Raw genomic sequence first — 24,858 nt, forward strand, 5'->3', positions numbered from 1 at the left:
CGCGGCGGATGGACTTCGGTTCCCGCGTGGGGCCCGAAGCTGTGCGCGTCCGGATGTGGCGCGCGCAAACTCGTCGCAGCGTTCAAGTTCCAAGGATACCGCTTAGCCGCGACACCGGAGCCGAGTAGTGCCGCCGGCCCCGCCCCAGCGCAGTCCCAAGCCCACCGCAGTGCCCGGTTCTAGGGCGTGGGAGTGGGGGAGGGGATGTGTTCGATTCTCTGACCGCCTTCGAAGCGGCCGCCCACATAGCGGTAGACGCGTACCGCCCAGGCCGCGCCCGACCGTTCCTCCGCGACGACCGTGCGGTCGCCGCCGGGGGTCAGGGTGATGTTGCGGCCGGTGGTCACCAGGGCGATGTCCGGGGTCCGCTCGTCGGTGGTGAAGAGGAGCTGGGCGAAGGGGCGGGGGTCCCCGGCCTTGCCGGCGGAGTCCGCGGTCCCGTTCGTTGCACCGGCGGTTGCCCTGGCCGGATCCCACACCACCGACGCCGAGGCGAACACCAGTCCCGCGACCGTGAACGGTTTGCCCCGGTGCAGGCAGGCGGGGCAGGCCTGGAGGGCTTGGCGGACGCCCAGCACGTCCTGTCCGCCGGTGGCCGAGGGCCCGGTGAGCACCGCGCTGACGAGGTCCTTGCGGGAGTAGCGGTGTACCTTGTCGCCGGACTGCCCAGAGGTTCGCCTGGTGGAGGAGGAATCGGACGAGGATTCGGTGAGCTGTGGAGCCGGACCCAGGTCGGTCACGGCATAGGGGTCCGCGCAGCCTGTTAGAGCGGCTACGGCGATACACGCCACAGCCGCGGGGATTGTTCCGGGGATGGGTCTCACTCGTATTAGTGTGCCAGTTCGGCCGCCTCTGCACACGCAGCCCCTGCACGGGGCCCAGACGCGCGCTCAGACGCGCAGCCGATGCGTACAGCTCAGACGTCGTGCCCGTCCGTATAGCCTGCACCTGTGGGCAACACATGTAGGCTAGCTGTTTATGCCCTACGGGTGTCTGGGGAAATGACGCTTGTTCCCACGCCGCGTAGACTGAGGGCATTATGAGCAGCTCCGCACAGAACAATGCCGCATCGCCTGCCCCGCAGTCCGGAAATCGGCCCACCCGAGCCGTTCCGATGAAGGAATGCGCGGCTATGGGCATGGTGGCGGCCGCACTGGTGTTCGTTATGACGATCATTTTCACCGCAGCGTGGGATGGCCTCAAGCCGCTGGCACTGTGCGGCCTGTACACAGTCGTCACCTTCATCGTCGTGACCCTGGTGGCCATGGGCCTGAACTGGGTCGTCAAGTCAGAAGAGGTCAAGGACCCCAACGGTCCCGTCATGCACTGAGCCCTCAGGTTTGCACTGAGGCCGATTCTTACACGAACCTCTTGAGCCGCAGGCTGTTGAGCACCACGCACACCGAGCTGAAGGCCATGGCCGCACCGGCGATCATCGGATCCAGCAGGCCCAGGGCCGCCAGCGGGATCGCCGCGACATTGTAGAAGAACGCCCAGAACAGGTTCTCGCGGATGATCCGCAGCGTCCGCTTGGACAGCCGGATGGCCTGCGGGATCTGCCCGGGATCGCTGCGCATCAGCGTGATGTCGCCCGCCGCCCGCGCCACATCCGTGCCCGAGGCCATCGCCAGTCCCAGATCCGCCCTGGCCAGGGCGGCCGCATCGTTGACACCGTCGCCGACCATGGCCACACGCTGTCCGGCCGCCTGCAGCTGGGCGATCCGCGCCTCCTTATCACCGGGTGCCACCTGGGCATGGACCTCGTCGATGTCCAGCTCCCCGGCGACGGCGTGGGCCACGCTGTCGCGGTCACCGGTCAGCAGCACCGTGCGGATACCGGCGGCGTGCAGCTCGCCGATCGCACGGGACGCTCCCGGCTTGACGGTGTCGGCGACCAGGACTCGGCCGGCATATTCGCCGTCCAGGGCCAGCGCCACAATGGTGGCGGGCACATCCGACTCCGAGGCCTCGGCAGGTAATGCGATGCCCTGGGCTACCAGCAGCTCGGGTTTGCCGGCCAGGAGGGCGCGGCCGTCGACCGTGGCGCGGATACCCCCGCCAGGTATGGCGCTGAAGTCCTCGACCCGGGGCGCAGGCCCAGCGGGCACCTGCCCTGTGGCCGCATCCGCCCCGGCTTGCGCGATGGTCAGTGTCCCGGCCCGCGCGATGGCGGCGGCGATCGGATGCTCGGACATGGCCTCGGCCGCAGCTAGGGCCGACAGTGCGTCCGGCGATAGGTCGGAGTCGATGACGCTCATGTTCCCACTGGTCAGGGTGCCGGTCTTGTCGAGCACGACGGTGGTAATGCGCCCGGCGGTCTCCATGGCCTCGGGTCCGGAGACCAGGATCCCCAGCTGGGAGCCGCGGCCGCTGGAGACCGCGGTTGCCACGGGAGTGGCCAGGCCCAGGGCGCAGGGGCAGGCGATGACGAGCACGGTCACGGCGGCGCGCAGGCCGGAGGTCCAGTCGCCGGTGGCCAGGCCCCAGATCAGCAGGGTGGCCGCGGCGATGGCGAAGACGACGGGCACGAAGACCGCGGAGATGCGGTCGGCCAGGCGCTGGGCGGCGGGACGGCCGGCCTGCGCGCGTTCGACCATGGCCTGCAGCTGGGACAGGGTGGATTCCTCGCCGACCTGTTCGACGCGCACCGTCAGCGCGCCGTTGGCGTTGACGGTGGCGCCGGTGACGCGGTCGCCCGGGGCGACTTCGCGGGGGACGGATTCGCCGGTCAGTAGGGATTCATCGACGGCCGAGGCGCCGGTGAGCACGGTGCCATCGGCGGGCACCTTCTCGCCGGGGCGCACCAGGACGGTGTCCCCAGGTGCCAGGGCGGCCACGGGAACGTCGACTGTGGTGGCCTCACCGGTGCTGCCGGCCGCAGCTGAGCCGGCCGCACCACTGGCATCGCCCACGACGCGGTGGGCGGTCGTGACTCCCATGGACACCAGGGCGCGCAGGGCCGCGGTGGCCGATTTCTTGGCGCGGTCCTCGATGTAGCGGCCCAGCAGCAGGAAGACGGTGACGGCCACGGCGCCCTCGAACCACAGGTGGTAGTGGTGCGGCAGCTGGAGGAGGTGGCCGTGGCCGGTGGCGATCGCGATGGTGACCAGCGAGTAGACGGTGGACACGGTGACGCCCACGCTGACCAGGGTGTCCATGGTGGAGCTGAAGCCTCGGGCGGCCTTGTAGGCGTTGCGGTGGAATGGCCAGGCGCACCAGGTGACGACCGGCAGGCTGAGCGCGGCGATGAGCCAGTGCCAGCCGGGGAAGTGCCAGGACATGACCATGGAGATGGTGATGACGGGGATGCCCAGGATCAGGCCGGTGATGAAACGGGCGCGCAGGCGGTCGGGATCCGCTGCCGAGGTCCCCGCCGGGTCTGCGTCCTCAGCGCCTGCCGGCGGGGTTGGCGGGCGGACGGTTGCGCCGTAGCCGGTCTTGTCGACGGTGGCGATGAGGTCCGCGTCCGTGATGGGGCCGGTGACGGCGACGTAGGCCGAGTTCAGGGGCAGGCTGACGGTGGCCTGCACGCCGTCTAAGCGGTTGAGCTTCTTCTGGACTCGGGCCTGGCAGGATGCGCAGGTCATGCCCGTGATGTCCAGGGTGACCTGGCGGGTGTCACTAGCCGTAGTCGACAAGAGATGTCCTATTTTTCGATGATATTTGCGTTTAGTATTGATACATCGGTCTGATCTGACCTTTGTGATGCTCGTTGGCCGTGGGCGTCTGGATCACTGCGACTGGAGTGATTTGGACGCTCATCTCAACACCGAGTGAGCATTGCGGCACATGTTCACATGTGCAGAAGGGAAGATCCGATGGAGAACAAGGTCCCGCCCGATGATCCTGAGAAGGACGCACCGACGGGGGCTCAAGGCTCCGGGAAAAAGGACAAGCGGGCAAGAAAAATGCGGGCCCTTAGCAAAGAGGGAACCCGCATCTTCCTGACTGTAGTCCTTCGTAAGGTACTCGATCTAGCCATCGAGTTCTTTACTGCCGACTGAGCCAGCAAGCCGGCGGAAGTCGGTGGGAAGGTCGTAGTTAGGGCTACGGCCTTCCTTCATTGGACTCCTCTACCGTAGCATGCGGCAACTTGAGTTGAAAGGGTCGGCATCCCATCGCTCACACCAATTCGTACCCGGCTTCGTCGATGGCCGCGGCGATGTCCTTCTGATCCAGCGGAGCTTCCGATTCGACGGTCACGGGGCTGACCTGGCCGGCGTGCAGGTCGACAGTGACCGAGGTGACTCCGGCGATGTTGCCCAGCTCTTCCTTGACTGCGTTTTCGCAGTGGCCGCAGGTCATGCCGGAGACGTTGAGGTTGGTGGTGGTCATGGTGGTGCTCCCGTTCTCAGAGGTTCGTGGTTCTACTCGGAATTGTATACCCCCATGGGGTATATGCGTGGGCCAGTGTGCGCGCATGCGTCCTCACCCTCACTCCGCTGCACGCAGTCCCTCCAAACGTGGTTCGAGGGATTTCTCCATAAGACTGAGTTCGCGCTGGGAGATACCGTGTCGCAGAGCCAGCTCACGCCAACTGCTCAGCGCCGAAGTGACCTGCCGGATTTGTTGTCGAGCCTGTTCTATGCCAAGGTCGCATTCCTCTGCCAATGCGAGCAATCCGTCTACTTCCTCGGGGAAGGAGTCGGCCCCCATGATCGACGTCGACCGCTGCCGTGAAGGGTCAGGATTGGGATTGACATCGAAGACCGGACTCAGCGTCCAGGAGTTACCACTGGCAAGGAACCCATGATTTCGAAGGTGATCGTCGGTATTGCCAAGGGCGATGTTGGCGATGACACGGCTGTAGAGTTCGCGGAGGTCCGATTTGGGCGATCGGGACAGGTCCCGTATCGAATCGGCGATGTCGGCATAGTCGCGTTGTTCGCCGTCAGTCGATTCCGTCGTCGTCATCGCGCTGATGTATCCGATGCGTTCGCCGGAGGTTGTGCGATCGAATCGACGCAGGACCAAGGCGCTCCGGTTCCCGACGGGCACGAGCCTGCGGTATGGAGTGTGAATGCCTGCTTGCTCAAGCAGGTCCAAGGCGGTTGCTTCCCAGGCCGTGACGTTCCAGTCATCGCCTGCATGTGGGAACTTTGCGATGCCCAAAGAGCCATCCGATAGCTTGACTGCGGCCTTCGGCCTTGCTCCGCCCAAACCTGCGGTCCCGGTACTCAGGAGGCGTTTGACTGCTTCTTTTGGGTCGTCACCCCGGGCCAGATCATCTGCAGCGTGAAGCAGCTCCGGGAGCGAAACCAAGGTGGGGACCCGGGAAGGTGCTCCCAAGAACTCGGCGTGCCCGTGTAGGGCGAAGCGCAGGGAACCCTGACGGGTGTCGTCGCTGACACCAAGCAGGTAATCGACATCGTCCAATCGACGTGGCACCCGCTTGTCTTGCCGGGTCCGAGTGCGCTCGCCCTTGTCGATGAGGTTGCGCCCCCACCGGTCAGGTGCACTGTCTGCGAAGGCCCGAATCATGCCACTGTGGTGCTGAGCTCCAGAAGCCAGGCGTAGTGCAGGATCGATGGTCGTGCCGTTGCCGGCCAAGTAGTCGGTGTCGTAGAGGAAAGTAGTGCTGACCCGGCCGCGGGCACGGGTGAAGTGCGCTTGGCCCACCAGGATGGGACTCCCCGCCACATCGTTGAAGACGTCGACCGTAGTCATTGCGCACGCTTCCTCGTCAATCTGTCGGCACGCAGGCGACCGATGTCGGAGTTCAAAGGGTCGACGGCATCGACTGCAGTGTCGAGTATCCCCAGGGCGCGGAGCACCTGGGCGACGTTGCCGAATCCAACGCTGGGATCTCCCTTTTCGATCTTGCGCAGGGTGTCGCGGGTAATTCCGGCGCGTTCCGCTACCTGCTGGGCCGGCAGCCCTAGGACCATGCGCCAGCCGCGGATGTGGGCCCCGAAATCGCCGAGCTGGCGATTGATTCTGTAGCCGACCACCGGTTCTCCCATTTTCTTATGGCTGCTAAGTTCGCCATAACGTGACAATATGGCTATTGTAGCCGCCATTGGATGCGAGGAGAAGAGTCCTGTGAACCGGTGCAGTACCTCCCGGCAAGTCCGTCATAGAGCTGGACGAACCGCGTTCCCTCAGCTCTTGATGAGTCGTTGGATGGCGGCGGTGGCCTCGGCGATCTTGGCAGCGCCGGCTTCGGGTGATTCCTGGGCGGCTTCGACGACGCAGTGGTTCATATGCGATTCGAGCAGGTTGACGCCCACTGCGTGCAGGGCCGCGGTGACGGCCGATATCTGGGTGAGCACGTCGATGCAGTAGGTGTCCTGGTCGATCATGCGCCCGATCCCGCGGACCTGGCCCTCGATGCGCTTCATGCGCTTGGCGATGGCGACCTGGTCGTAGCCGTGATCCGGGTGCGGTTTCTTCCCGTCGCCGAGGTCTCCGCCGGCCTGGCTGTGGCCCGTCGCTTCAGTGCCCGGGTGGGCGTGGGAGTGGTCCTGTGCAGGCGCGACCTGTGCAGACGCGGCGGAACCATCCGCGGCGACGGCCGGTGTGGCGTCCGTGTGGTGTGCTGTCATGGGAGCGATTCTATACCCGGGAGGGGTATTCAACTCATGAGTTACGGGTGTATACGGTTAGGAGTCCGAAGGCTCGTTCCGAATGCGTGCGCTGAACGAGAAACCGTGTTTCGGGGCAAGAGGCAACGTCACGGGCTCAGAGAATACACGACGGCTGGCATCGGCTAGCTCTAGCCGGAGATAGGGCAGTGCGGTCGGCGCGGCAACTTCATTAAGGAAGCCGTCAAGCGCTTTGTTGCTGATCGAGGTGAGGCCGGTCTCTGTCATGCCAAAGACGGGTGCGACCGTTGCCGAGACATAACCCTGCGTGCTGTTGGCGTATGCCTCGAAGAGGAACCGCAGTGCTCCCATCTCGGAGTTGTACTCGATGCCGATGAAGCCCATGCCGGCGTAATTATCAGTGGCGGACTGATCAATTTTGTCTCTGGGATTACGGGTGTCCGCGTGGATGGCGACGATGTCCACGTCAATGAGCTCCCCAAAACTGAGTGCGCCTGGTGTGTCGGTCATCGTCCGACCACCACTAATTGGTCTTGGGCCAACCATCGTCCCCCAGTTTTAGTCACTTGGATCGGCATACGGGTGTTATTACCGCTTCCGTCCTCGTCGGAGACTTTGCTCCAACTCGTGTGCTGGTCGGTCCGTACACAGTCGTCTCTAACGTGCATCTGTATCAGTGCATCAACAGCGTTCGCGTACTTCTGAACGGTACGCATGGTGGGGTTGCTGTCATAGGTCTCAAACTGGCTGACGGTCGGCTGGGAGGCGCCCATCCGTTCGGCGACCTCCTGCTGAGACAGATGGTGGTCCTTGCGCTGTTGAACCAGTGCCGCTTTGAAGTCGAGCACCGCGCGCGTGTTCTCGCGGGACCGTGCCCTGATGACCTTACGATCTGTCATAGTATAAGTTTTATCCTATATAGGGTGCCTTGACAAGAACGCGGCTCACCGTGGGATACCCCAGTGGCTGGATGCACCTGCTGTCAGCACTTCGACCGCTCTGTCGATCTGGATGTTCTGAAGTTCCCGGGTCCGGGTGTCATCAGGCATGATCTGTTTCAAATGCACGTGCGCCGCCAGCGCGTGACCGGCTGGCAGCGTGCCGCCTTCCGCTTGGTAAATCCGCACGTGTTCGGCTGATGCCCGGCGGTCCATGACCTTGCCCATCATTCGTGTGGTTCGAACAACGGATACCTGATGCCGGATCTCGAACATGCGGTAGAAAAACTTACGTTGTATCGGCTTGATCTCCGTCAGGGGCTCCAACTGTCCCCGGCCGGCGCGCTCAAGGAGCTCGGCCAAATAGCCAAGCTCTTCTTCAAGTGCATAGTCGGTCCAATCCCAGCCGGCCAGCAGCTGCTCAACCAAGTCCAGGATCGTGTCTATTGCATCTTCACCATTGACCGCACCACCGTTGATCCACCAGTAGTCGACCGGCACGCGTTGGCTACAGATGGAGTCGCTGTTTCGATCAAAGCCATACATATGGCGAGTGTCCCACCTGGCACTGACACCGCCTGCATCTCAGCTCTTGATGAGTCGTTGGATGGCGGCGGTGGCCTCGGCGATCTTGGCAGCGCCGGCTTCGGGTGATTCCTGGGCGGCTTCGACGACGCAGTGGTTCATATGCGATTCGAGCAGGTTGACGCCCACTGCGTGCAGGGCCGCGGTGACGGCCGATATCTGGGTGAGCACGTCGATGCAGTAGGTGTCCTGGTCGATCATGCGCCCGATCCCGCGGACCTGGCCCTCGATGCGCTTCATGCGCTTGGCGATGGCGACCTGGTCGTAGCCGTGATCCGGGTGCGGTTTCTTCCCGTCGCCGAGGTCTCCGCCGGCCTGGCTGTGGCCCGTCGCTTCAGTGCCCGGGTGGGCGTGGGCGGGGGAGTGGTCCTGTGCAGGCGCGACCTGTGCAGACGCGGCGGAACCATCCGCGGCGACGGCCGGTGTGGCGTCTGAGTGATGTGCTGTCAGGGGTCAACAGTATACCCGGGTGGGGTGTATAAATCTAGGAACTGCATGAATCCCCATAACCAGGGACTCCGTCTCTATCAGTAGACACTAAGCTGACCCACAAGCTGCACTCATGCTAGGGTCTGAGAAGTACAGCAGGTACCGCAAGTCAAGCCGACTCGCTGGATTAGGTAGAAACCAGTGGTACGGAATTTGATCTTCAGTAGCTGCTAGAGCCATGGCGACGATGAGCCGCCGACGGTGACACATGATTAACCGAAGTAGCGCGAACGAAGGATGAGTGCGGGATGGTCCTCGTAAGCTGGCTAGACACCTACGATGATGGTGTCATATGAGCATGTCCCATGCTGTTTACTCCGCTGTTCGTGGCATCGCGATTGACCATCTGAGTGATGCACAGAAGAGCAAAGCACTTGAAACCGTCGCCACGCTTCAAGACCGTCGGTGTCGGCTGAGCTCATCGGTTGAAGTGGAATCCGGGTATAACTCTGCCGCATGGGCTCGTGACAACCTTCACTGCGTTTGCGAGTTACTAGCGGGCTGCGGTGTTGAGTACTATCTCCCGCCTACGGCCGACGACCTTGACCCCGTAATCGTCGTCAAGAATGCCGATCACCAACGAATTATCCAGACACTCAAGTCACTTCGAAAAGCCGAGGGCTGGACTTCGTCAGTCAAACTAGTCCCAAAGTTCATGCGAAAGCGTCAGGGTGCGGAGCCAGGAGTCCGCCGGCACGGACCACTTGAAATCCATGTCAGCCGCACAGTCGTTGCGAAGGGCCGGAGACTGGACACACCTCGAGAGTCGGTGGAGGTACAGTTCTGGACGACGCTGGGAGCTGGGATCCCACGGCGAGACGGAGGTCAGTTTGCTGCTGGAACGTTACATTCCCATCCTAAACACCGGAACTTGGGAGTCCGCTATATCGAACCTGCAGAATGGTCTGCTCTTCGGACAGTAGGTGAAGTGGCTACACCTCGCCGGGCGGGCGGAATAGATTTCCCAATTGATGCAGTGTTTACCTGGGTGGATGGGAACGACCATGTGTGGTCGCAAAAAAAGCAGCAAGCCAGGTCCGCGGCCGATCTAAGTTCTATAAATACTACAGCAGTTTCCGAGTCGCGATTTTCAAGCCGTTCAGAGCTTAAGTACTCCTTGCGATCGCTTGAGATGTACGCACCCTGGATCAGAAACATCTACGTTGTTACTGATGGTCAGTGGCCATCATGGTTAAACGAAGACCACCCGAAGATTCATCGAGTGGACCATAAAGACATTTTTAGAGACAAATCGGTACTCCCAACATTTAATTCGCATGCGATTGAATCTCAGCTGCATCACATCGAAGGGCTCAGCGAACACTACTTATACATCAACGATGATGTTTTCTTCGGAAGGCCTGTGTCGCCGAGTATTTTCTTCTCTACTGGTGGCCTAAGCAAGTTCTTCTCGTCAGATTCCGTATTTGATTACTCTCCGCCAACAGCCAGGGATTTACCTGTCATAAGCGCAGCAAAGAATAATAGGTCATTAATGACCCGATATTTTGGAAGCACGATAGCACGGAAATTTAAACATACGCCTCACGCGCAGCGTCGCTCAGTAGCGGAAGAACTTGAACGGACCTTTACTGACGAGTACCGGCGTACCGAATCACATAAATTCCGGCACCCGTTTGATATATCGACCGCCTCATCTTTGAATCACCAATGGGCTGACGCAACCGGTCGCGGTATCGAGGGAAGTATTAACTATGACTACGTCAGTATTACACGTCCAGACGTAGAAATGTATCTAATGAGGCTCGCTTTGAGACGAGATTTAGACGTATTCTGCCTGAATGAAACGCAGGTAAATGAAACTTGCAGCAGAATTCTTGATATACTAATCCCGAAATACCTCAGTAAAATTTACCCAGTGGCAAGTAGCTTTGAGGTTGTATCCGGAACTGGTAATTCTTTTGTGAAAGATTTTCGTGGGTGATAGATGTGACAGGTATGGTATGAGCATATAGGATATTTATTGGTGTCATGTGAGCGGATGTTTTAGCACGAATGGTGAGGGAATCTGTCGGCTATCTGTCTGGTATAGCTGGATTATGTCGGAATGGATATGGGAGATATCGAGTACGAGCGCTATCGTGATGTTGTGTTTACGAAGATGGTTGACAGATTTTTCATGGACTATGCGAAGTTCGACGAATATTTGGTAGACTGGGGCTGTGACGAGGAGTTGTCTGCGGACGCAGTCGAAGTTTACGGTACAGAAGCCGCAATGGAGTCCGTGTTTGGAGACTTGCCGCCTCAGCTTGAACGAAGTGTGACACAAGTCCTCAACAAGATTGGTGATAGTTGGTGTCTCAGGGTAGAACTCTGAATTATATGGCCACTATCAATTTACTTCAAACTAGATTGAATCTACTGAAGGCTGCCAACGTAGATCCAGAATGGATCTTGGGGCGCCTGGTGTATTGATCACTTTCCTGACACAATTTAATCCAGGACTGGTCTCCCTCTTTCATGAGTGCTCAGTATTCGGTGGTCTGATCGTGAACTGGCGGCTTTCGAGTCTATCCAGGTTTTCGGGCGTGCTGGTAGCCGGCTCGTGCTGCCGGTGAGCCTGGTGCCATGTGATGAGGTGCTGGACGGTCAAGACAGCCTCGAGTCAGGCCTGGTTCTCAGCGCGAACCCGAGGCATGCGAAGTTTAGCATCCGGCAGGCCCTGGCCTGCCGGATGCTAAACTTCGACGCGTGCATGCTGGCGATGGCGTAGTTCCAGCCCTGCGGCCTGGCCCGGCACGACGCCTGGCAGTGTGTTGTGTTGGTCAGGAACTCGGTGATGTGCATGTCGTCGGCACTGGCGAACGTAAGCTGGGCTCCGGGATACAGCGTTCCTTACGCAGGATCATCTGCCAGACCCGGCAGATCAAATGTGCGGGTTGACCAGGCTGGTGACTTCGGTGGCCCACGTAGCATCATACACCTCCACCGGTGTCGAGGGTGGGTTCCCGACAATCGTCGGGGATGACGTCGAGGAAGTGCTGGACGGGGAAGACCACGGGGTACCCGAACGGAGAATCCGCACGCCGATCGACGTGGGCATGGGCGGACATGTGCGCGGCCGCAGCTGTATCCGCCCGGGCCCGCAGCCGTGGGGAAGCCGGGATCGGCCGGCCGATCCCGGACGTGTTCCGGTAACGATGTTAGGGCCATGTCGAGCACGGTGACGTGATCAGCGGCCGTACTCGATCCGGCTTCCCAGATCGCAGGATGCCGACCAATGCCTCACCTGAGGTGATGTCGGGCCGCTGCAGGAAGCACGGGAGTGGGTGGTAGCCGAATGTCCGCGTGATCTTAGGCGCTGCCTGTTCATTGGCGCCGGGGTGGGAGATGACAATGGACGCATCGAGATTTGTGCACAAACCATCGGCTGTGTCCGGGCCAGCACCGGCCGCCTACACCGTTGCCCGAGCGGCGAACCGCGCATCACGAATCCCGCCCAAAGCACTGTCATCGATGCGGTCCAGGACTCGCGACGTCGTGCCCGTCGGTGCGACCAGCCCGTGCAAGTTCCAGCCGGTCGGCAAGCGCTTCTCTACCGGAGATCGCATCGGCGCCACCGGGGATCGCGCAGGCTAAATCGGTGAATACGCGACCCGGCAAGCGGATGGGTGTGTGCTTATAGCCTCCCGTTAAGGTCTTCGCGATCCTGGCGCACAGGCCCGAGTGCTCGGCTACATCACGGAGCATGGACACCCCGGCGTAGGACACGACTCTAGCACCATCGGTAGTGACTTCGAAATGACGCGAGCGGTATGTAAATACCTTCACCTGGAAGGTGCTCCTTTGCACTGGGTTTTAGTAGAGTTAGACAACCCCAATATCTCAAGTCAGAGAGGTGTTTAGCATAGTAACCACCGATTCGCACCCGCTCCCTCATAAAACACCGAGGCGCGCGGGTTGGTAATTCTGACACTGTAACGATCTTGGTGAATGGATGGCAAGCACTGCACTTTGCTCGCTCCGTGTGAGTGACTTTCGGCTATTAGGATTATTCAAAATCTCAAGCTAGCCATCCGGAACAATGTCAATATGCCTACATGCCTATTTTACACGTTAGCAAATTTAGTCCCGAATCTGGGAGAGTGTGTATCACGGATCGATCTGTATAGTCAGGCTTTCGCCGTGAATGCGGAACGATGTGAAAATCAGGCCCTATAGTGTTCGGGAAGCAGCGTAGCCGCTCCCCACACGGCTTTGGTTCCCTTCGGTCGTCGTCATTAGCTTCTATCCAAGGTAGCACGTCTATGGTCCGTCGAGCTGGATAAACGTCACACTGATTTACGACCCAATTTAAACGACTGCGCCAACGGGGCCATAGAGTGAGCTGTCTTATAGTAGTGCCGTTTGGATTACTAGGCGATAGGCATGCTTCGTGGGCCTTCCATCTCAGAGAAGAACCTGAACGCCTCCGCTGGGGTGTCACCGGTTGGTAAGCCAGCGGTAATCGTCTGGCAACGCCAGTAGGGATAGTCCGGGTCGGATGAGACATAGTGAGGATCCCGTCGACCATCACAGTGGACGTCGGGTTTATTAGCTTCCTCTTGTTTCAGTCGTCAGATTTTATCGTGCCTGACGATGCTGTCAGAGTACTACCGGACAGGTAGATAACCGCTACCGGACCGTCGTGGAGACAGTACTAAAACCCACCCTAATCCGCTGTTGAAGCTGGGAACTTTAGGAGTTATAGGCATTGTGAAGCATTTGGTTGAGCTTTACCCTCCCGTATATGATGTATCGCAGCAGAGTCCTAACTAGATGCCGTGACCATAGTTATCATCGCTATGGTGCGAGCGAATGCGAATACCAGCCGTCTTTCCTGTTATAAGACAACGCGCGACAATCAAACAACGCCCATAACGTGTCAATCTCATCCGGAATGTTTAGGCCACCTGTCGGGATTGCATCATCTGATTGTGCAACCGCAAAAAACTCTGGCTCGGTCTCTCCCGAAAAGACTAGTATAGCGTGACGATGCGTATTTGGAGACGTTTCCTGAAGGCTTTCACAAATGTTGCTGACTTGATCTTTACTCTGAGAAAGCCAGGTTTGGATACGACTAGATATGATGTCAGGCCGCCCTGTTCTGACTTCCCCCTGCGCGGAAACCAATGAGATACCGCCTGCTTTAGTATCCACGTCAGTGGAAATCACGGTCGCGTCCGATGTCATTCGGATTATCTCCGTCCGAGCATTGCACAATTCCTCGCTCGTGGACGGCGCACATTTCTTTGAGAGCTTGGATTCTCCATATTGTTCAAGAACAATGAGATGAGGAATTAGGGTATCGATCATCCCCTTTATCTTGGGGTGTTGATTAGTCTGCTTGGCGAGGGTCCGTAGATACTCGTTTTCCTGATCCTGTTTCGAATGCACCAGTAACCCGTCCTGCGCATACAGGTCTTTATCTGCTACTGTAGGTTCAGTAAATTCAGGTATAGGCGGGTAGTGAATGCTGTTTGCATAGGTCCGGATGAGAACATACCAATGGCGCTTTAGTTCAGGAACCTTGCGAGTTGTCTCCTGCTTGTTCATTGCGTCCTTGAACGCTAAAAATGGCTTAGGGGTGATACGCTTTACTTCGGCGATATGATTCCCATCGACTGACCGGAGGTCAGCCGCAGGTCGATTAGACTCCCGAATATATTCGAACGTCGTACCAAGAACCTGTTGAAGTAACCGTCGAGCGGCAGACAAGCTTTCTTTATCACTACCCATAGGCCTATAGTCACTAGACAAACGTCGTACTCCAATCTATACAGTTTGACAGAGGTCTATGCTTGAGCTGCGCGCCAGGCGGCCGCGGCGACCGCGGACTTCGCGATATCGGCCAGCCCGTACTCGGCCTTCCAGCCCAGTTCGGTGGAGATCGCCGTGACATCGGCGATCAACCGCGGCGGGTCCCCCGCCCGACGATCACCGATCTCGGGCGTCAGTGTCCGGCCCAGCGCATCGGAGAGAGCATCGATGACCTCGCGCACACTGGCGCCCTGCCCCGTGCCCACGTTGAACGTCGAGACCCGCGGCCGGCCCGCCGCCAAGGCATCCAGGGCGTACACGTGCGCCAGGGCCAGGTCCTTGACGTGCACATAGTCGCGGATGCACGTGCCGTCATCGGTGTCGTAGTCAGCACCGAAGATCACCGGGGCCAGGCCCCGGGCATCACGGTCCAACACGATCGGGAACAGGTTCATCACCGCGGTGTCGGCCAGGTCGTTCCAGCCGGTGCCGGCGACGTTGAAGTACCGCAGCTTGATCGCGTTGAGCCCGGTCGCCGCCATCACATCGTCGATCATCCATTCGCCGATCAGCTTCGTCTGCCCGTAGGGATTGATCGGGCGGCAGTCGATGTCCTCTTCGACCATCAGCCGGTCGGGCATCCCGTAGACCGCGGCCGACGAGCTGAACACGAGGCGGTCCACACCGGTGCGCTCCAGGGCGGCCAGCAGGTTGGCCAGGCCGGTGACGTTCTGCTGGTAGTACCACAGGGGCCGCTGAACGCTTTCGCCGACCTGTTTCTTCGCGGCGAAGTGGACGACGGAGTCGACGCTGTAGCGTTCGATGACCTCGACCAGGCGGTCGGTGGCGTCGGCGTGGGACAGGTCGATCTGCTCCAGGGGCAGCTCGCCGATCCGGGAGGCGATGCCATTGGACATATTGTCCACGATCACCACATCGTCGCCGCGCTGTTCCAACAGCCGCACGACGTGCGATCCGATATAGCCGGCACCACCGGTCACCAAGACAGACATTGATGGTCCTGCACAAAATAGAGGCCCCCAAAAAGTTCTGACTCCATCACCGCTCCCGGACTTGTAAGTTAGCATTAATCATGTCTTCTATAGTTTGAGACTTGAAGAAGGCCATCATCTCCCGATTGATCGTATTGCCTCGGCAACTGCGGCACCGTATGTTTTTCCATCAGGAAGACTGAAGAAGGAGTGCACCCGGGTCTTATACATCGCGTCCATTTGGAAGCCGTTATCTGCAATCAAGTCTATGTAAGCGACGACATCATCGGGTGATAGAGCTACCGGACCGAATCCATCCGACTGGTAATGAAAATAACTATATACAAAGAACTCCCCGGTGGTCTTGTCAACCGGGTCCCATCCGAAATATATGACCGGTGTGCCCATGAATGCTACGTCAAAACTGGTTGAGGAATAGTCGGTAATGAATACATCGGCGATTCTTAACCACATTTGAAAATCGGCCTCATCGGTCGATGCAATTTTGACACGATCGAGCTTATTAGTCTCCAGTCTGAACAGTTCCTTGACCTCATAGTGAGGCAGAAAATAGAGATCGCAGTCATTTTTTTCCAGTGAGTTGTGCAGCGAAGGTGAGTTCAGAAAATCCATGATCGATTTGTAATAATGAGATTCCCTGAATGCTTCTGCATCGGACGAATTGGCGGATTCTGAGTATGACGGAACGACCAGGTCAGCCCGCCATGTGGGGGCGAATAGTATCTTTCGACGCCCTTCTGAACTAACATGCGATAGTGAATCAAATCGTGGAAAGCCTACTGGCACTGCCCGATCAGAATAGCCGAGAGTATTAGAGAAATACTCTGCTTCAGAAGGAGCCGCTGAAACAACTAAGTCATATCCAGAAGCCATTCTGTGCAGTCCAGTTATTCCGTCTCCACGGAATGTCACGCCATGCTGAAGGAATACTCGACGAATGTCGGTTCTACCGATAAAGTACTCTACAAAGTGTGACTTCTGCCAACCACGTGGCTTGAGGTAGGTATCAGTATCGAATGCGCTGACCATAGCCTCTGCGATACAAAGATATACCTTGTGTCTTAGAGAACCGTGCGGAATTACCCGACCATATTTCTTCATTCTGCAATATGCCGCGGACTCTTTATCTACTACATAAAATGCTTGGATATCGGAACCGCTGGATCTCGATAGGTACTTGAATAAGCTGGCAGAATTATCCTGTGCCATGTCCCAGCGCTCTCCCAGTAGCCAAATACGTTTTCGAATTAGCGGCTTAAAAATTGCACGGAGTGCGACCAGATTGGCAAATGTTAAATCATCCTTACGATCTGTATTCCAACGTGAAATCAAATGACGGATTCGATGTCTGAAATTTGATGGGACGGCGTACTTTGTTATGCCAACTTGGTTCTTGTGATTTGAGCGGATTTCATACAAATACCCGGAGGACCTAAATGTTCGACTATTTCGAAATAGCCCCAGAGTCTTGACGAGCCTTGTTTTAAAATGTCCGGTGCCTTCAGAAAAGCGAAGCTTAGGAAAGTACTCACCCCGAGGCCATTTCGAAACCGGGATTCTGGCCTGAAATGCAGACCAAGCCCCAGCTAAAGGCGGGCGATCCGCGCGCTGGACCCATTCAGCCGCAAACGAGCGATTTCCTAGAAGCAGAGACAGGCCGACTGCCGGTTTTTCTGAGATAGGTAGGCCTCTGCCTGTGATCCGTCCCTCTACGACTATGAAACGCCCATCACGGCGTATGCTTTCCGCCCAGGCAGAAAAGCCTGAACTACGCATTAGAGAATCATAATCGCCCATCCGCAGCATCCCGAGCTGCGGCTTGCCGTCGACAAAGTGAATCCTAGTATCGGCCGAAAGCCCGGAGAATTCATTCCTTCGTCCCATTGCACGTAGAAGGCCATACGGGTTGGCATGCCGAGGATTGTGTGTGTTTCTGCGTATCAGCCAGGCCGGAACATTTTCAAAGACTATATACGAGCGCCTCAAGAATGCGATTGATTCTGGAGAAGTAAGGATGTCTGCTTGCCTTAAAAGGAACCCCTGAAATCCGCGAACGCAGAACATCTCAGCTGTGCGTTTTACAAGATGCGGGAGGGTCAGAGATAAGGCGGACACTTCCTCAATGAGGGTTAGGTAGTCCCAATAGTTTTGCTTTCTGGAGAACAGCGAGTCCATAATAGACCCCCCATGCTCTCGTTTGCGATAGAGATACACAGTATCTGGAACTATTGCAAAACGCTTGGACTGCAGCAGGAACGGGATCACCACACGTGCATCTTCGAAATGGGCCGTTTCAGGAAAATGTTCCCCTCGTTCAGCAAGAACACTGCGCCGGAACATTTTGTTGCAGGCAGAACCTGAGTGAATTAGCTCCGGGGCTTCGAGTATCGAGGAAACCGTTCTCTCACCATGATCGTAGGCAGTCTGCCAGAAAAATGCTTGCTCTTTTGGAAAGGTTGTCATCTTACCCGTGACGAATTCAAGATTCGGATCCGACTGGAGTTTATTGCGCATCAGCTCGTATGCGGTCGGCGGTATAACATCATCAGAATCCATGAATGTTATAAATTCGTCACGAGCTACTTTTAGTGCGAGATTACGTGCTGCACCGGGGCCGGAATGGTTTCCGCGAAGTAAATGCATATTGTCATAGGCACGGACATATTTCGTAACGATAGCTGCCGAGCTGTCCGTGCTCCCGTCGTCAACAACAAAAATGTTTAGATCCGTGAAGATAGATTGGTTCACTAAGCTGTCCAGAGCTTCGCTGATATACTCCTCTACGTTATACGTAGGGATTACTACGCTAACAGACCCTAAGATCGTACGATCCCAACGATTGCCTTTATTCATATTATTCGGTTTCCCTTTTTTCATATTTAGATGATAGAGGATAGTAATCACTCAGAAAGGAAGAGATCGCGCCGTCTAGCATGGGGGTGGCGTCTACAGGTGCGTCGTTGAGACAGAACGCGTCATAGTTTCTGAATCTTAGCAAGCTTTCAAGACGTTGAGAGAAAGCATTATCTCGGATGTTTATGTACATGTATGATAGAGTCCCAGGAACTGCTTTCCCTGATATCTGAGATTGATAGTGGTGTAGTTGATCGGCAACAATATCTGAGTGGTGCCGAAATGGGTGACCCAATGTTGTAGCATAAGCGTCGCTGTACCGCGCTTCTAGGTCATAGAGGAGGCTTTTAATCATGGGATGGGGGGTGTGTTTGATTGCTTTTGAAACGCTTATGCCTGTGGTGGAACATAGTATTTCTCTGATGTTCTCAGTAACATTGAAGTGTGGTTCATTTTTTGCACTGGCAGGTATGATTGGCCGCGTATTCTTAGAGGGAGAGACTCTGGCGATTCCGCTCCCGAAAAAGAAGTGCTGCGGGGTTAAGGGTCGTCCAATAAATACATCGTCATTCATGTATATGAACCGGTCGCTAAGTCCATCTATATGGTGAATCTGGCTTATGATAGCGTTAGAGTTATACGTAGGTAGGTTACTTTGATTAGTGAATATGTCACGGTGATCGACGACGGTAATTCCTGGATTATCTGTATCGAGCCAACTTGGAATCTGTTTATCAGTTACTAGGTATATATGCCTTACCCATGGCATATAGTAATGAACGGACCGTAAGGAATAGAGGAGCTCGTTTTTTGACTCAAATCGTGCGGTGTGGGTAGCTTCGCTATGGTATAAGTCGTTTTCTGAATTTTGAGTGGCACGCTTCTTCTCTAACCACTGGGGATCGTTACCGTCAACCCACGTATAGACTACGTCGATTGGGAATGTCACGTCATCTACGTATCTGTTCAAGAACGCGCGTGGGGTTCTCACCTTAGTGTTGAGACGGGTTGCCGGCACGAGTTCTGCCGCGGGTCCTGCTATATATTCTGCGGCCCGATTCCTTCTTGGAGCTTGTAATCCGTCCTGGCCATCGAGCTTCCAGAATTCGATGTCGCATGCGGCTGACGTCGCTGAGCTCATATGCTCGGGGCCTGCGATAGATTGGGGCTGTAGACGCACCGATCCTTCGTTACGAATAGTTTGGAGTGTTGTCGGCTTGGTGAGCGATTCCGGAAGCAACGCGTTTTTCTTAAGATATATCGTTATTTCAGGAGTGACTTTTAATATTTTGAGAAGTAATGGGAGCGAGGATTCTGAAATAGCCAGTGTTCCGCGTGTTTGGAACTGGTGGTTGTCGACGGACCACCAATCGATATTACTGGATTCAAGCAGGGCGATTATGGCACGAAATGTCTTCTGATGTGCTTCAGCAGGAGTCTGTATAGTTTGGGGGGATGTGAGTGGCTGATTGCTGTTGCGAGTATTGAATATGTTTACTAGAGACCTACGGTGCTTGGCCAGCGTGATCACGCTACGCTCAATGTTGCGTAGGGCGGTGTATGTCTCTAGAGTTGAGTGGGCTTCGAGAAAGTTGCGTACCCGTGTTCTAAGTGTCGAAGACGTCTTGTTTAATGATTTATTAGAACGTGTGGACATTTGCGGGGTCTTTCTCGTTGTTCGTATTTCTGGGTACTTTCTTAGAGTAGCAGGCTAGTGGTCCTTGGGGGACTACTCAGGAGCGGGTCGCTACTTGTAGTGCTCGTCACCATTCTCTTCTGCGTATTCGGCGATCGTGTCATCGTCGAAGGCCTTGCGCAGGTCCTTGAGGCGATCCATGTCCGGGTACAGGACCAACTGGCCGCCGGCCTCGCGCCCGTCGCCACTGATCGGAGCGGTGGCGAAGGTGATGTCGGAACTCGTCATCGAACCGACCCCCAGACCCAGCTTGGCGATCCGCGAGGCGCTCAAGTCCTCGTCCACGGTCAGATAGGGGGCGAATTCGCCCACCAGGTTCGACACCTTGCTGGGGCTGGTCAGGGTGTCCTTGGAAACGGTCTTCTTCACCACGGCCTTGAGGAAGGCCTGCTGATTGCGCTGGCGCTGCATGTCGCCGTCGGCGAAGGCATGGCGTTCGCGCACGAACCACAGGGCCTGCTCACCGTTGAGGTGATTGGTGCCCTTGGTATAGGTCTGTCCGTGGCTGCTGAAGGCCTTCTGGGACTGGACGTCCACGCCGCCCAGAGCGTCGGTCAGGTCCTTGAAACCCTCGAAGTCGATGACGGCCACATGGTCGATCTTGATCTTCAGGTAGTCCTGCACGGTCTTGATGGTCAGCGGAATGCCGCCCCAGGACATCGCCGCGTTGATCTTCGCTTTGGACTTGCCGGGGATCTGCCAGAAGGTGTCACGCGGGATCGACACGACCTGCACGCCCTTGCCCTTGGTCGCGGGGAAGTGGGCGATCATCAGGGTGTCCGAGCGCACGCCGGTGAACTTGTCGTAGTCCTCGACGTTCTCATATCCGCGGGCGTCCGAACCCAGCAGCATCACATTGGTGCCATTGGAATCCGCGACGTCGTTGCCCTTGCCGAAGATCTGTTCCTGCGTCAGCTTGTTCGTGCCCTCGTCGTACTTCTTGGCCAGCGCCCCGCCGTACCAGGCGACCGCGCCGACGATCAGCAGGATGATGACCAGCAGGATCGACAGGATGATCAGGGTGTTGCGCTTGCCCGTGGACATCTTCTTCTTGTGCGGGCGCTCACGCAGCTGCCCGCCCGGGTCACTGGGGTACTGACCGGGGTTCTGTAGGGGTTGGGGTGCCTGAGACACGATGGTTCCTCCCGAGGGTACGGGAGTCGTACGGCATACTCCCGATGAGTAAGTATACGGAAGGAGCCGGGGGAGGGCGGTGTGATGTGGGTGGGGACTGCTGCAGGTCGCGGTAGGGGCAACAGTGGCAAACGTTGGCAAGCCATGTGCCAAAGGTTGACAAGGTTGACAGCGAATCGTACGGTGAAAGGGATCGAGTACAGGGAGGTCGACAATGGCGACTGGATCTGCGCAAAAGATTCGCGACGAGATCGTTGCTGGTGTGCGTGCAGCGCTTGACTCCATGCCGGATAAGCGATTTGAAGATCTTGATGACCCCGCGTTGCTGGGTGATCGGATAGCGCGGATGCTTCCACAGGCACCGGGGGCCTTCAGCGCTTTAATCGGCCCGGTCTACTCGACGAAGGCCCTCACAAGCATGTGGGACATTTCGCGTGAAGCGGTGAGCAAGAAGACGAAGAAGCACCAGCTGTTTGCGATCAAAGTTGAGGGGGACAACCTTTTTCCTCTGTTCCAGTTCAGCGGTGATAGTGTTCGGTCGGATGTCTTGGCTGTGGCGAATGTCTTCCGTGAGGTAGTGGACCCTGCGACAATCGCCCTATGGATCACGACTCCGCTCGCCGGAGATGAGCAGAAACGGACTCCTCTGGAGCTCCTTGACAATGGTCATTTGGAAGATGCGCTGGCGGCTGCCCGGCGTACTGCCCGGAATTGGGCAGCATAAGTCGCATGGGTAGGGATAGAGTCACGCTGCAAGCACCATCGGTCAGCCTCGATGGTTTCCTCTCCAAGTATGTCCGTAAGGGCACTCGTTGGCATAGGGCGCACCGCAGAACGCTGGGTGCATGGTTCTACGCATCTGGCATGGAGGGACGGTTTGACCTACCTGCCCCAGACGGCACCTGCTATGTGGCCAATACGGCTGAGGTGGCAGCCCGGGAGCTGATAGGTCCAGACTTCATCGAACAGGGCATCGTATCTGACAGTTTTCTCGACGATAGAGTCGTCTCCCAGATCATCCTTCCGACGGAAGCGAACTGTGCAAAGACCACGGACAAGGATGCGTTCAAGTTCCGGCTTTCCAACGAGATCAGCTCCACGGCTGACTACGAGCTTACCCAGGGCTGGGCGAAGAGCTTTCGGGCGGCGGGCTTTACTGGAATCTGGTACCAGCCCCGCTATTCGCCGGACAAAGGTCGCGCGCTGGCATTGTTCGGACCTGGCGGTGTCATGGACGTCGAGTGTCTTGACCGTCGTGAACTTCGTGAGGTTGTCGCTGAGATGATCAAGCTAGACGTGGTAAGTACTTCCTTGGCATCTGCGTACGAGATTCTGGATGAGCCCCTGGAGTAGTACGGGAACTTTAGATATTCAGCTGTTGTAGACCCCGCCCTACTCGCACCCGACTCCGTCGCCGTCCCGATCCAGCTTCCTGCTGTATCCGGGGTCGCCTGCATAGATGGGCGCCGCACCGGCTGCTCTCACCGCGCTGCAGTTGGCGTAGTAGGCAGAACCGCCGTCGTCGGTGTCCCCGTCCTCATCTGTGTCCTCGATTTCGTTCGAGTCCTCGTCCTCTTCATCGGTGAAATCGTCGTCGGAGTACGTGTCGTAGTCATCGTCATCCGAGTCGTACTCGTCCAAGTACTTCTTGAGCTTGCGCTCAGCAGGACCCTCGTGGTGGACGAAGTAGTCCTTGTGATCCTCCGAGTCGTCGATCTCGTCATCGATGATGTCATCATCGTCGTACTCGTAGGCGTCGACGGGCTCGACCGACGTTTCGGCCGGCGTGGGTGTGGGGGAGGTGATCGCGGGCGTGGGCATCTCGCCCGTGCTCTGCTCAGGCGAACCGTCAGAATCGTCAGAATCGTCGTCACCATGGAAGATGCCGACCAGCACGGCGATGATCAGGAGAATCACGACGATGATGGCGATAAGGCAACCGCAGCCGCCACGGTTGGACGCCGACTCTCCCGAAGCCGGAGACTGCTGCTGGTGGCGCGATTGAGGGGAGGGCGTGCTCATATGCGGTTATACCTTCGATTCCATGACTGCGGGCAAGGCGGGGATGTCTCCGATAGCGGCCCGTGCCCGGCGGGCCACCCGGGACTAACTTACTACCCCTGCCCGTTCATCGCGGCCAGCTGGTCGATCGTGACGAAACGGTAGCCTCGGGCCTTGAGCAGATCGATCATGATGCCTATGTGTCGACGAGAGCAGCGTAGAGTAAGCCCGAGTTCAAGCTCCGCACCGCGTGGTGCGTGCTATCATTGTCGATGAAGCCCCGGTGGAGCGCTATCTGTCAGTCATCAACTGATGAGGTATTCTCGCCGGGGCATTGACGTTCCCCAATATCTCGAGGAGCCATACGTGTCCAGCGCAGATGAACCCAAGGACTGGGTTCAAGCATGGCTATCGCCTGGGCGCTGGCAGAGGTACCTTGATCACTGTGCTGGTGACGCGGGTCAGGCGCTGGCACTCTACGAGTGGAGCGTGAATCTCTCAGGTGCGGTGATGCACGACGTCGCCCATATTGAGGTGGGGATTCGCAACGTCTACGACGAGACACTCTCATACCGCTGGCAAGGCGATGAACACTGGCTCTTCGACGCCTTGTCACCTGTAAACGCACCTCTCTTGCGAAGCCGCGGAGGTCGCACAGTCGACCTGAACTCCAGGAACCGTACGAGCATCTCGGAAGCGACCCGACGAGTGCGTTCCTCCTCGCCCGCCACGGGGCAGGTGATTGCCGAATTGCCGTTCGGGTTCTGGCGACACCTCACGGACGCAGCCCACGAGAAAGTGCTGTGGATCCCGATCCTGAGTTGGGCATTCCCACACCGGGTGGACCGCAAGCAGGTCGAGCGCAAACTCACGCTCATCAACAACGTGCGAAACCGCGCCTCGCATCACGAACAGATGTTCGATCCCCGCCGCCAGGCAGAGGTCATCAAGGCACAAGCTGCGATCATTGAGGTCGCTGAGATGCTGCTTCCTGAACTCGCCGCCCACATTCGGGACACTTCAATTGTTGACGAAGTGAACAAGGGTAAGCCCGCCTAATCCTTCATGTAGGCCCTGCACTATTTACTACCCCTGCCCGTTCATCGCGGCCAGCTGGTCGATCGTGACGAAACGGTAGCCTCGGGCCTTGAGCAGATCGATCATGATGCCAGTGGCCAGCCGGGTCTTCTCCCGGTCCCACCAGGGATGCACCACGATGATCGCACCCGGATGCACCTGCTTCATCCCGCGCTCCACCATCTGCTGGGCGGTCTGCTCCGGCCGGAAGTTCTCCGGGGACACGTCCCACATCACACCCAGCCGGTTGGTCGCCGTCATATAGGCCGGCAGGCCGATGAACTTGTCCCCATAGGGCGCGCGGAAGGCGATCCGTCCCGTATATCCGGCCTGCCGGATCAGCCGGTCGGTCCCCGCGATCTCCTGGTGCATGCTCCACGGTGCCACCCCGATCATGTGCCGGTGGTCCCAAGTGTGGTTGGCGATCTGGTGCCCATCGGCGATCAGCCGGGGCACCACCGTCGGGTACTTCTCCATCCACATGCCGTTGACGAAGAAGGTCGCGCGCACCCCGTGCCGGTTGAGCATCGACAGCACCGGTCCCGGATCCTCGCTGGGGCCGTCGTCCAGGGTCAGCGCAATGACCTTCTCCTGCGTGTTCGCGTGGAACAGCCAGTTGCCGAACAGTGCGTACTGGCGCGAATGAGCCACCCGGGGGATGAACGAATCAACCACTAGGCAGCACACGGCCAGCAGCGCCACCACGCACAGATACCCGCGCCGTCTGGCGCGGGTATTGGGCACCCGGTCGGTCCGCCGGACCCGAG

24 protein-coding genes are annotated in these 24,858 nt (G+C 57.7%); 7 read left to right on the top strand and 17 right to left on the bottom strand.

Annotated elements, in window-relative coordinates; genetic code table 11:
- Positions 1-179: 179 nt before the first annotated feature.
- Positions 180-740, bottom strand: a complete 561-nt coding sequence (locus NQ038_RS08115) for a hypothetical protein (protein WP_257062354.1) — start codon at positions 738-740, stop codon at positions 180-182.
- 299 nt (positions 741-1,039) lie between these two features.
- Here NQ038_RS08115 and NQ038_RS08120 point away from each other — a divergent pair, with 299 nt between their 5' ends.
- A complete protein-coding gene (locus tag NQ038_RS08120) occupies positions 1,040-1,330 on the top strand; it encodes a hypothetical protein (RefSeq protein ID WP_257049050.1) in 291 nt (96 codons plus the stop codon).
- Positions 1,331-1,358: 28 nt separating this feature from the next.
- On the opposite strand, the gene NQ038_RS08125 is transcribed toward NQ038_RS08120, so the two are convergent.
- Positions 1,359-3,638, bottom strand: a complete 2,280-nt coding sequence (locus NQ038_RS08125; RefSeq protein WP_257062356.1) for a cation-translocating P-type ATPase — start codon at positions 3,636-3,638, stop codon at positions 1,359-1,361.
- Positions 3,639-3,818: 180 nt separating this feature from the next.
- Between NQ038_RS08125 and NQ038_RS08130 the strand changes: the two genes are divergently transcribed.
- The gene (locus NQ038_RS08130) at positions 3,819-4,004 is read left to right on the top strand and encodes a hypothetical protein (RefSeq protein WP_257062357.1); all 186 of its coding nucleotides are present in this window, start codon (positions 3,819-3,821) and stop codon (positions 4,002-4,004) included.
- Positions 4,005-4,122: 118 nt separating this feature from the next.
- Here the strand turns inward: NQ038_RS08130 and NQ038_RS08135 are convergent, their stop codons facing one another.
- The 8 genes from NQ038_RS08135 to NQ038_RS08170 form a co-directional block, all read right to left on the bottom strand.
- Positions 4,123-4,335, bottom strand: a complete 213-nt coding sequence (locus NQ038_RS08135) for a heavy-metal-associated domain-containing protein (RefSeq protein ID WP_257062358.1) — start codon at positions 4,333-4,335, stop codon at positions 4,123-4,125.
- Positions 4,336-4,434: 99 nt separating this feature from the next.
- Positions 4,435-5,667 (bottom strand): type II toxin-antitoxin system HipA family toxin, encoded by a 1,233-nt coding sequence (locus NQ038_RS08140; RefSeq protein WP_257062360.1) that lies wholly within the window; start codon positions 5,665-5,667, stop codon positions 4,435-4,437.
- Positions 5,664-5,951, bottom strand: coding sequence for a helix-turn-helix transcriptional regulator (locus NQ038_RS08145; protein WP_257058598.1), 288 nt, complete (start codon positions 5,949-5,951; stop codon positions 5,664-5,666). The genes NQ038_RS08140 and NQ038_RS08145 overlap by 4 nt, the downstream gene beginning before the upstream one ends.
- 150 nt (positions 5,952-6,101) lie before the next feature.
- Positions 6,102-6,545, bottom strand: a complete 444-nt coding sequence (locus NQ038_RS08150) for a metal-sensitive transcriptional regulator (protein ID WP_257062361.1) — start codon at positions 6,543-6,545, stop codon at positions 6,102-6,104.
- A gap of 57 nt (positions 6,546-6,602) precedes the next feature.
- Positions 6,603-7,055 carry a hypothetical protein gene (locus NQ038_RS08155; protein ID WP_257062362.1) on the bottom strand — a complete coding sequence of 151 codons (453 nt, stop codon included), beginning with the start codon at positions 7,053-7,055 and terminating at the stop codon, positions 6,603-6,605.
- The gene (locus NQ038_RS08160) at positions 7,052-7,444 is read right to left on the bottom strand and encodes a helix-turn-helix transcriptional regulator (protein WP_257049057.1); all 393 of its coding nucleotides are present in this window, start codon (positions 7,442-7,444) and stop codon (positions 7,052-7,054) included. The genes NQ038_RS08155 and NQ038_RS08160 overlap by 4 nt, the downstream gene beginning before the upstream one ends.
- A gap of 45 nt (positions 7,445-7,489) precedes the next feature.
- Positions 7,490-8,029 carry a hypothetical protein gene (locus NQ038_RS08165; protein ID WP_257062363.1) on the bottom strand — a complete coding sequence of 180 codons (540 nt, stop codon included), beginning with the start codon at positions 8,027-8,029 and terminating at the stop codon, positions 7,490-7,492.
- 39 nt (positions 8,030-8,068) lie between these two features.
- Positions 8,069-8,320 carry a metal-sensitive transcriptional regulator gene (locus NQ038_RS08170; RefSeq protein WP_257049112.1) on the bottom strand — a complete coding sequence of 84 codons (252 nt, stop codon included), beginning with the start codon at positions 8,318-8,320 and terminating at the stop codon, positions 8,069-8,071.
- Between the two features lie 892 nt (positions 8,321-9,212).
- Between NQ038_RS08170 and NQ038_RS08175 the strand changes: the two genes are divergently transcribed.
- Together NQ038_RS08175 and NQ038_RS08180 are read left to right on the top strand one after the other, a co-directional pair.
- Complete coding sequence (locus tag NQ038_RS08175; RefSeq protein WP_257062411.1) at positions 9,213-10,502, top strand: stealth conserved region 3 domain-containing protein; 1,290 nt, start codon at positions 9,213-9,215, stop codon at positions 10,500-10,502.
- Between the two features lie 129 nt (positions 10,503-10,631).
- Positions 10,632-10,895 (top strand): hypothetical protein, encoded by a 264-nt coding sequence (locus NQ038_RS08180; RefSeq protein WP_257062364.1) that lies wholly within the window; start codon positions 10,632-10,634, stop codon positions 10,893-10,895.
- A gap of 2,465 nt (positions 10,896-13,360) precedes the next feature.
- Here NQ038_RS08180 and NQ038_RS08185 read toward each other — a convergent pair.
- The 5 genes from NQ038_RS08185 to NQ038_RS08205 all read right to left on the bottom strand — a co-directional run bounded on the left by NQ038_RS08185 (position 13,361) and on the right by NQ038_RS08205 (position 21,013).
- Positions 13,361-14,296, bottom strand: a complete 936-nt coding sequence (locus tag NQ038_RS08185) for a hypothetical protein (protein WP_257062365.1) — start codon at positions 14,294-14,296, stop codon at positions 13,361-13,363.
- Between the two features lie 56 nt (positions 14,297-14,352).
- Entirely contained in the window at positions 14,353-15,330 is a 978-nt protein-coding gene (gene galE / locus NQ038_RS08190; RefSeq protein WP_257062366.1) for a UDP-glucose 4-epimerase GalE, read from the bottom strand.
- 114 nt (positions 15,331-15,444) lie between these two features.
- Positions 15,445-18,207 carry a bifunctional glycosyltransferase family 2 protein/CDP-glycerol:glycerophosphate glycerophosphotransferase gene (locus NQ038_RS08195; RefSeq protein WP_257062367.1) on the bottom strand — a complete coding sequence of 921 codons (2,763 nt, stop codon included), beginning with the start codon at positions 18,205-18,207 and terminating at the stop codon, positions 15,445-15,447.
- On the bottom strand, positions 18,185-19,714 hold the full coding sequence (locus NQ038_RS08200) for a Stealth CR1 domain-containing protein (RefSeq protein ID WP_257062368.1): 1,530 nt from the start codon (positions 19,712-19,714) through the stop codon (positions 18,185-18,187). The genes NQ038_RS08195 and NQ038_RS08200 overlap by 23 nt, the downstream gene beginning before the upstream one ends.
- 216 nt (positions 19,715-19,930) lie before the next feature.
- A complete protein-coding gene (locus NQ038_RS08205) occupies positions 19,931-21,013 on the bottom strand; it encodes an LCP family protein (RefSeq protein ID WP_257062369.1) in 1,083 nt (360 codons plus the stop codon).
- Between the two features lie 214 nt (positions 21,014-21,227).
- Here NQ038_RS08205 and NQ038_RS08210 point away from each other — a divergent pair, with 214 nt between their 5' ends.
- Together NQ038_RS08210 and NQ038_RS08215 are read left to right on the top strand one after the other, a co-directional pair.
- On the top strand, positions 21,228-21,737 hold the full coding sequence (locus tag NQ038_RS08210) for a hypothetical protein (RefSeq protein ID WP_257062370.1): 510 nt from the start codon (positions 21,228-21,230) through the stop codon (positions 21,735-21,737).
- Positions 21,738-21,742: 5 nt separating this feature from the next.
- Positions 21,743-22,366 (top strand): RES family NAD+ phosphorylase, encoded by a 624-nt coding sequence (locus NQ038_RS08215; protein WP_257062371.1) that lies wholly within the window; start codon positions 21,743-21,745, stop codon positions 22,364-22,366.
- A gap of 39 nt (positions 22,367-22,405) precedes the next feature.
- Here the strand turns inward: NQ038_RS08215 and NQ038_RS08220 are convergent, their stop codons facing one another.
- Positions 22,406-23,035 carry an excalibur calcium-binding domain-containing protein gene (locus NQ038_RS08220; protein WP_257062372.1) on the bottom strand — a complete coding sequence of 210 codons (630 nt, stop codon included), beginning with the start codon at positions 23,033-23,035 and terminating at the stop codon, positions 22,406-22,408.
- A gap of 345 nt (positions 23,036-23,380) precedes the next feature.
- Here NQ038_RS08220 and NQ038_RS08225 point away from each other — a divergent pair, with 345 nt between their 5' ends.
- Positions 23,381-24,073 (top strand): hypothetical protein, encoded by a 693-nt coding sequence (locus NQ038_RS08225; protein ID WP_257062373.1) that lies wholly within the window; start codon positions 23,381-23,383, stop codon positions 24,071-24,073.
- 27 nt (positions 24,074-24,100) lie between these two features.
- On the opposite strand, the gene NQ038_RS08230 is transcribed toward NQ038_RS08225, so the two are convergent.
- On the bottom strand, positions 24,101-24,835 hold the full coding sequence (locus NQ038_RS08230) for a polysaccharide deacetylase family protein (RefSeq protein WP_257058627.1): 735 nt from the start codon (positions 24,833-24,835) through the stop codon (positions 24,101-24,103).
- Positions 24,836-24,858: the final 23 nt, after the last annotated feature.

This window comes from Brevibacterium sp. 50QC2O2 (genome assembly GCF_024580675.1).
Taxonomy (GTDB): domain Bacteria; phylum Actinomycetota; class Actinomycetes; order Actinomycetales; family Brevibacteriaceae; genus Brevibacterium; species Brevibacterium moorei.

Excerpts from the sequence above, each read along its gene's own strand:
- NQ038_RS08120 (WP_257049050.1), top strand. The coding sequence starts at position 1,040 with ATGAGCAGCTCCGCACAGAACAATGCCGCATCGCCTGCCCCGCAGTCC.
- NQ038_RS08130 (WP_257062357.1), top strand. The coding sequence starts at position 3,819 with ATGGAGAACAAGGTCCCGCCCGATGATCCTGAGAAGGACGCACCGACG.
- NQ038_RS08135 (WP_257062358.1), bottom strand. The coding sequence starts at position 4,335 with ATGACCACCACCAACCTCAACGTCTCCGGCATGACCTGCGGCCACTGC.
- NQ038_RS08140 (WP_257062360.1), bottom strand. The coding sequence starts at position 5,667 with ATGACTACGGTCGACGTCTTCAACGATGTGGCGGGGAGTCCCATCCTG.
- NQ038_RS08150 (WP_257062361.1), bottom strand. The coding sequence starts at position 6,545 with ATGACAGCACACCACACGGACGCCACACCGGCCGTCGCCGCGGATGGT.
- NQ038_RS08155 (WP_257062362.1), bottom strand. The coding sequence starts at position 7,055 with ATGACCGACACACCAGGCGCACTCAGTTTTGGGGAGCTCATTGACGTG.
- NQ038_RS08160 (WP_257049057.1), bottom strand. The coding sequence starts at position 7,444 with ATGACAGATCGTAAGGTCATCAGGGCACGGTCCCGCGAGAACACGCGC.
- NQ038_RS08165 (WP_257062363.1), bottom strand. The coding sequence starts at position 8,029 with ATGTATGGCTTTGATCGAAACAGCGACTCCATCTGTAGCCAACGCGTG.
- NQ038_RS08175 (WP_257062411.1), top strand. The coding sequence starts at position 9,213 with ATGCGAAAGCGTCAGGGTGCGGAGCCAGGAGTCCGCCGGCACGGACCA.
- NQ038_RS08180 (WP_257062364.1), top strand. The coding sequence starts at position 10,632 with ATGGGAGATATCGAGTACGAGCGCTATCGTGATGTTGTGTTTACGAAG.
- NQ038_RS08185 (WP_257062365.1), bottom strand. The coding sequence starts at position 14,296 with ATGGGTAGTGATAAAGAAAGCTTGTCTGCCGCTCGACGGTTACTTCAA.
- galE (WP_257062366.1), bottom strand. The coding sequence starts at position 15,330 with ATGTCTGTCTTGGTGACCGGTGGTGCCGGCTATATCGGATCGCACGTC.
- NQ038_RS08195 (WP_257062367.1), bottom strand. The coding sequence starts at position 18,207 with ATGAAAAAAGGGAAACCGAATAATATGAATAAAGGCAATCGTTGGGAT.
- NQ038_RS08210 (WP_257062370.1), top strand. The coding sequence starts at position 21,228 with ATGGCGACTGGATCTGCGCAAAAGATTCGCGACGAGATCGTTGCTGGT.
- NQ038_RS08215 (WP_257062371.1), top strand. The coding sequence starts at position 21,743 with ATGGGTAGGGATAGAGTCACGCTGCAAGCACCATCGGTCAGCCTCGAT.
- NQ038_RS08220 (WP_257062372.1), bottom strand. The coding sequence starts at position 23,035 with ATGAGCACGCCCTCCCCTCAATCGCGCCACCAGCAGCAGTCTCCGGCT.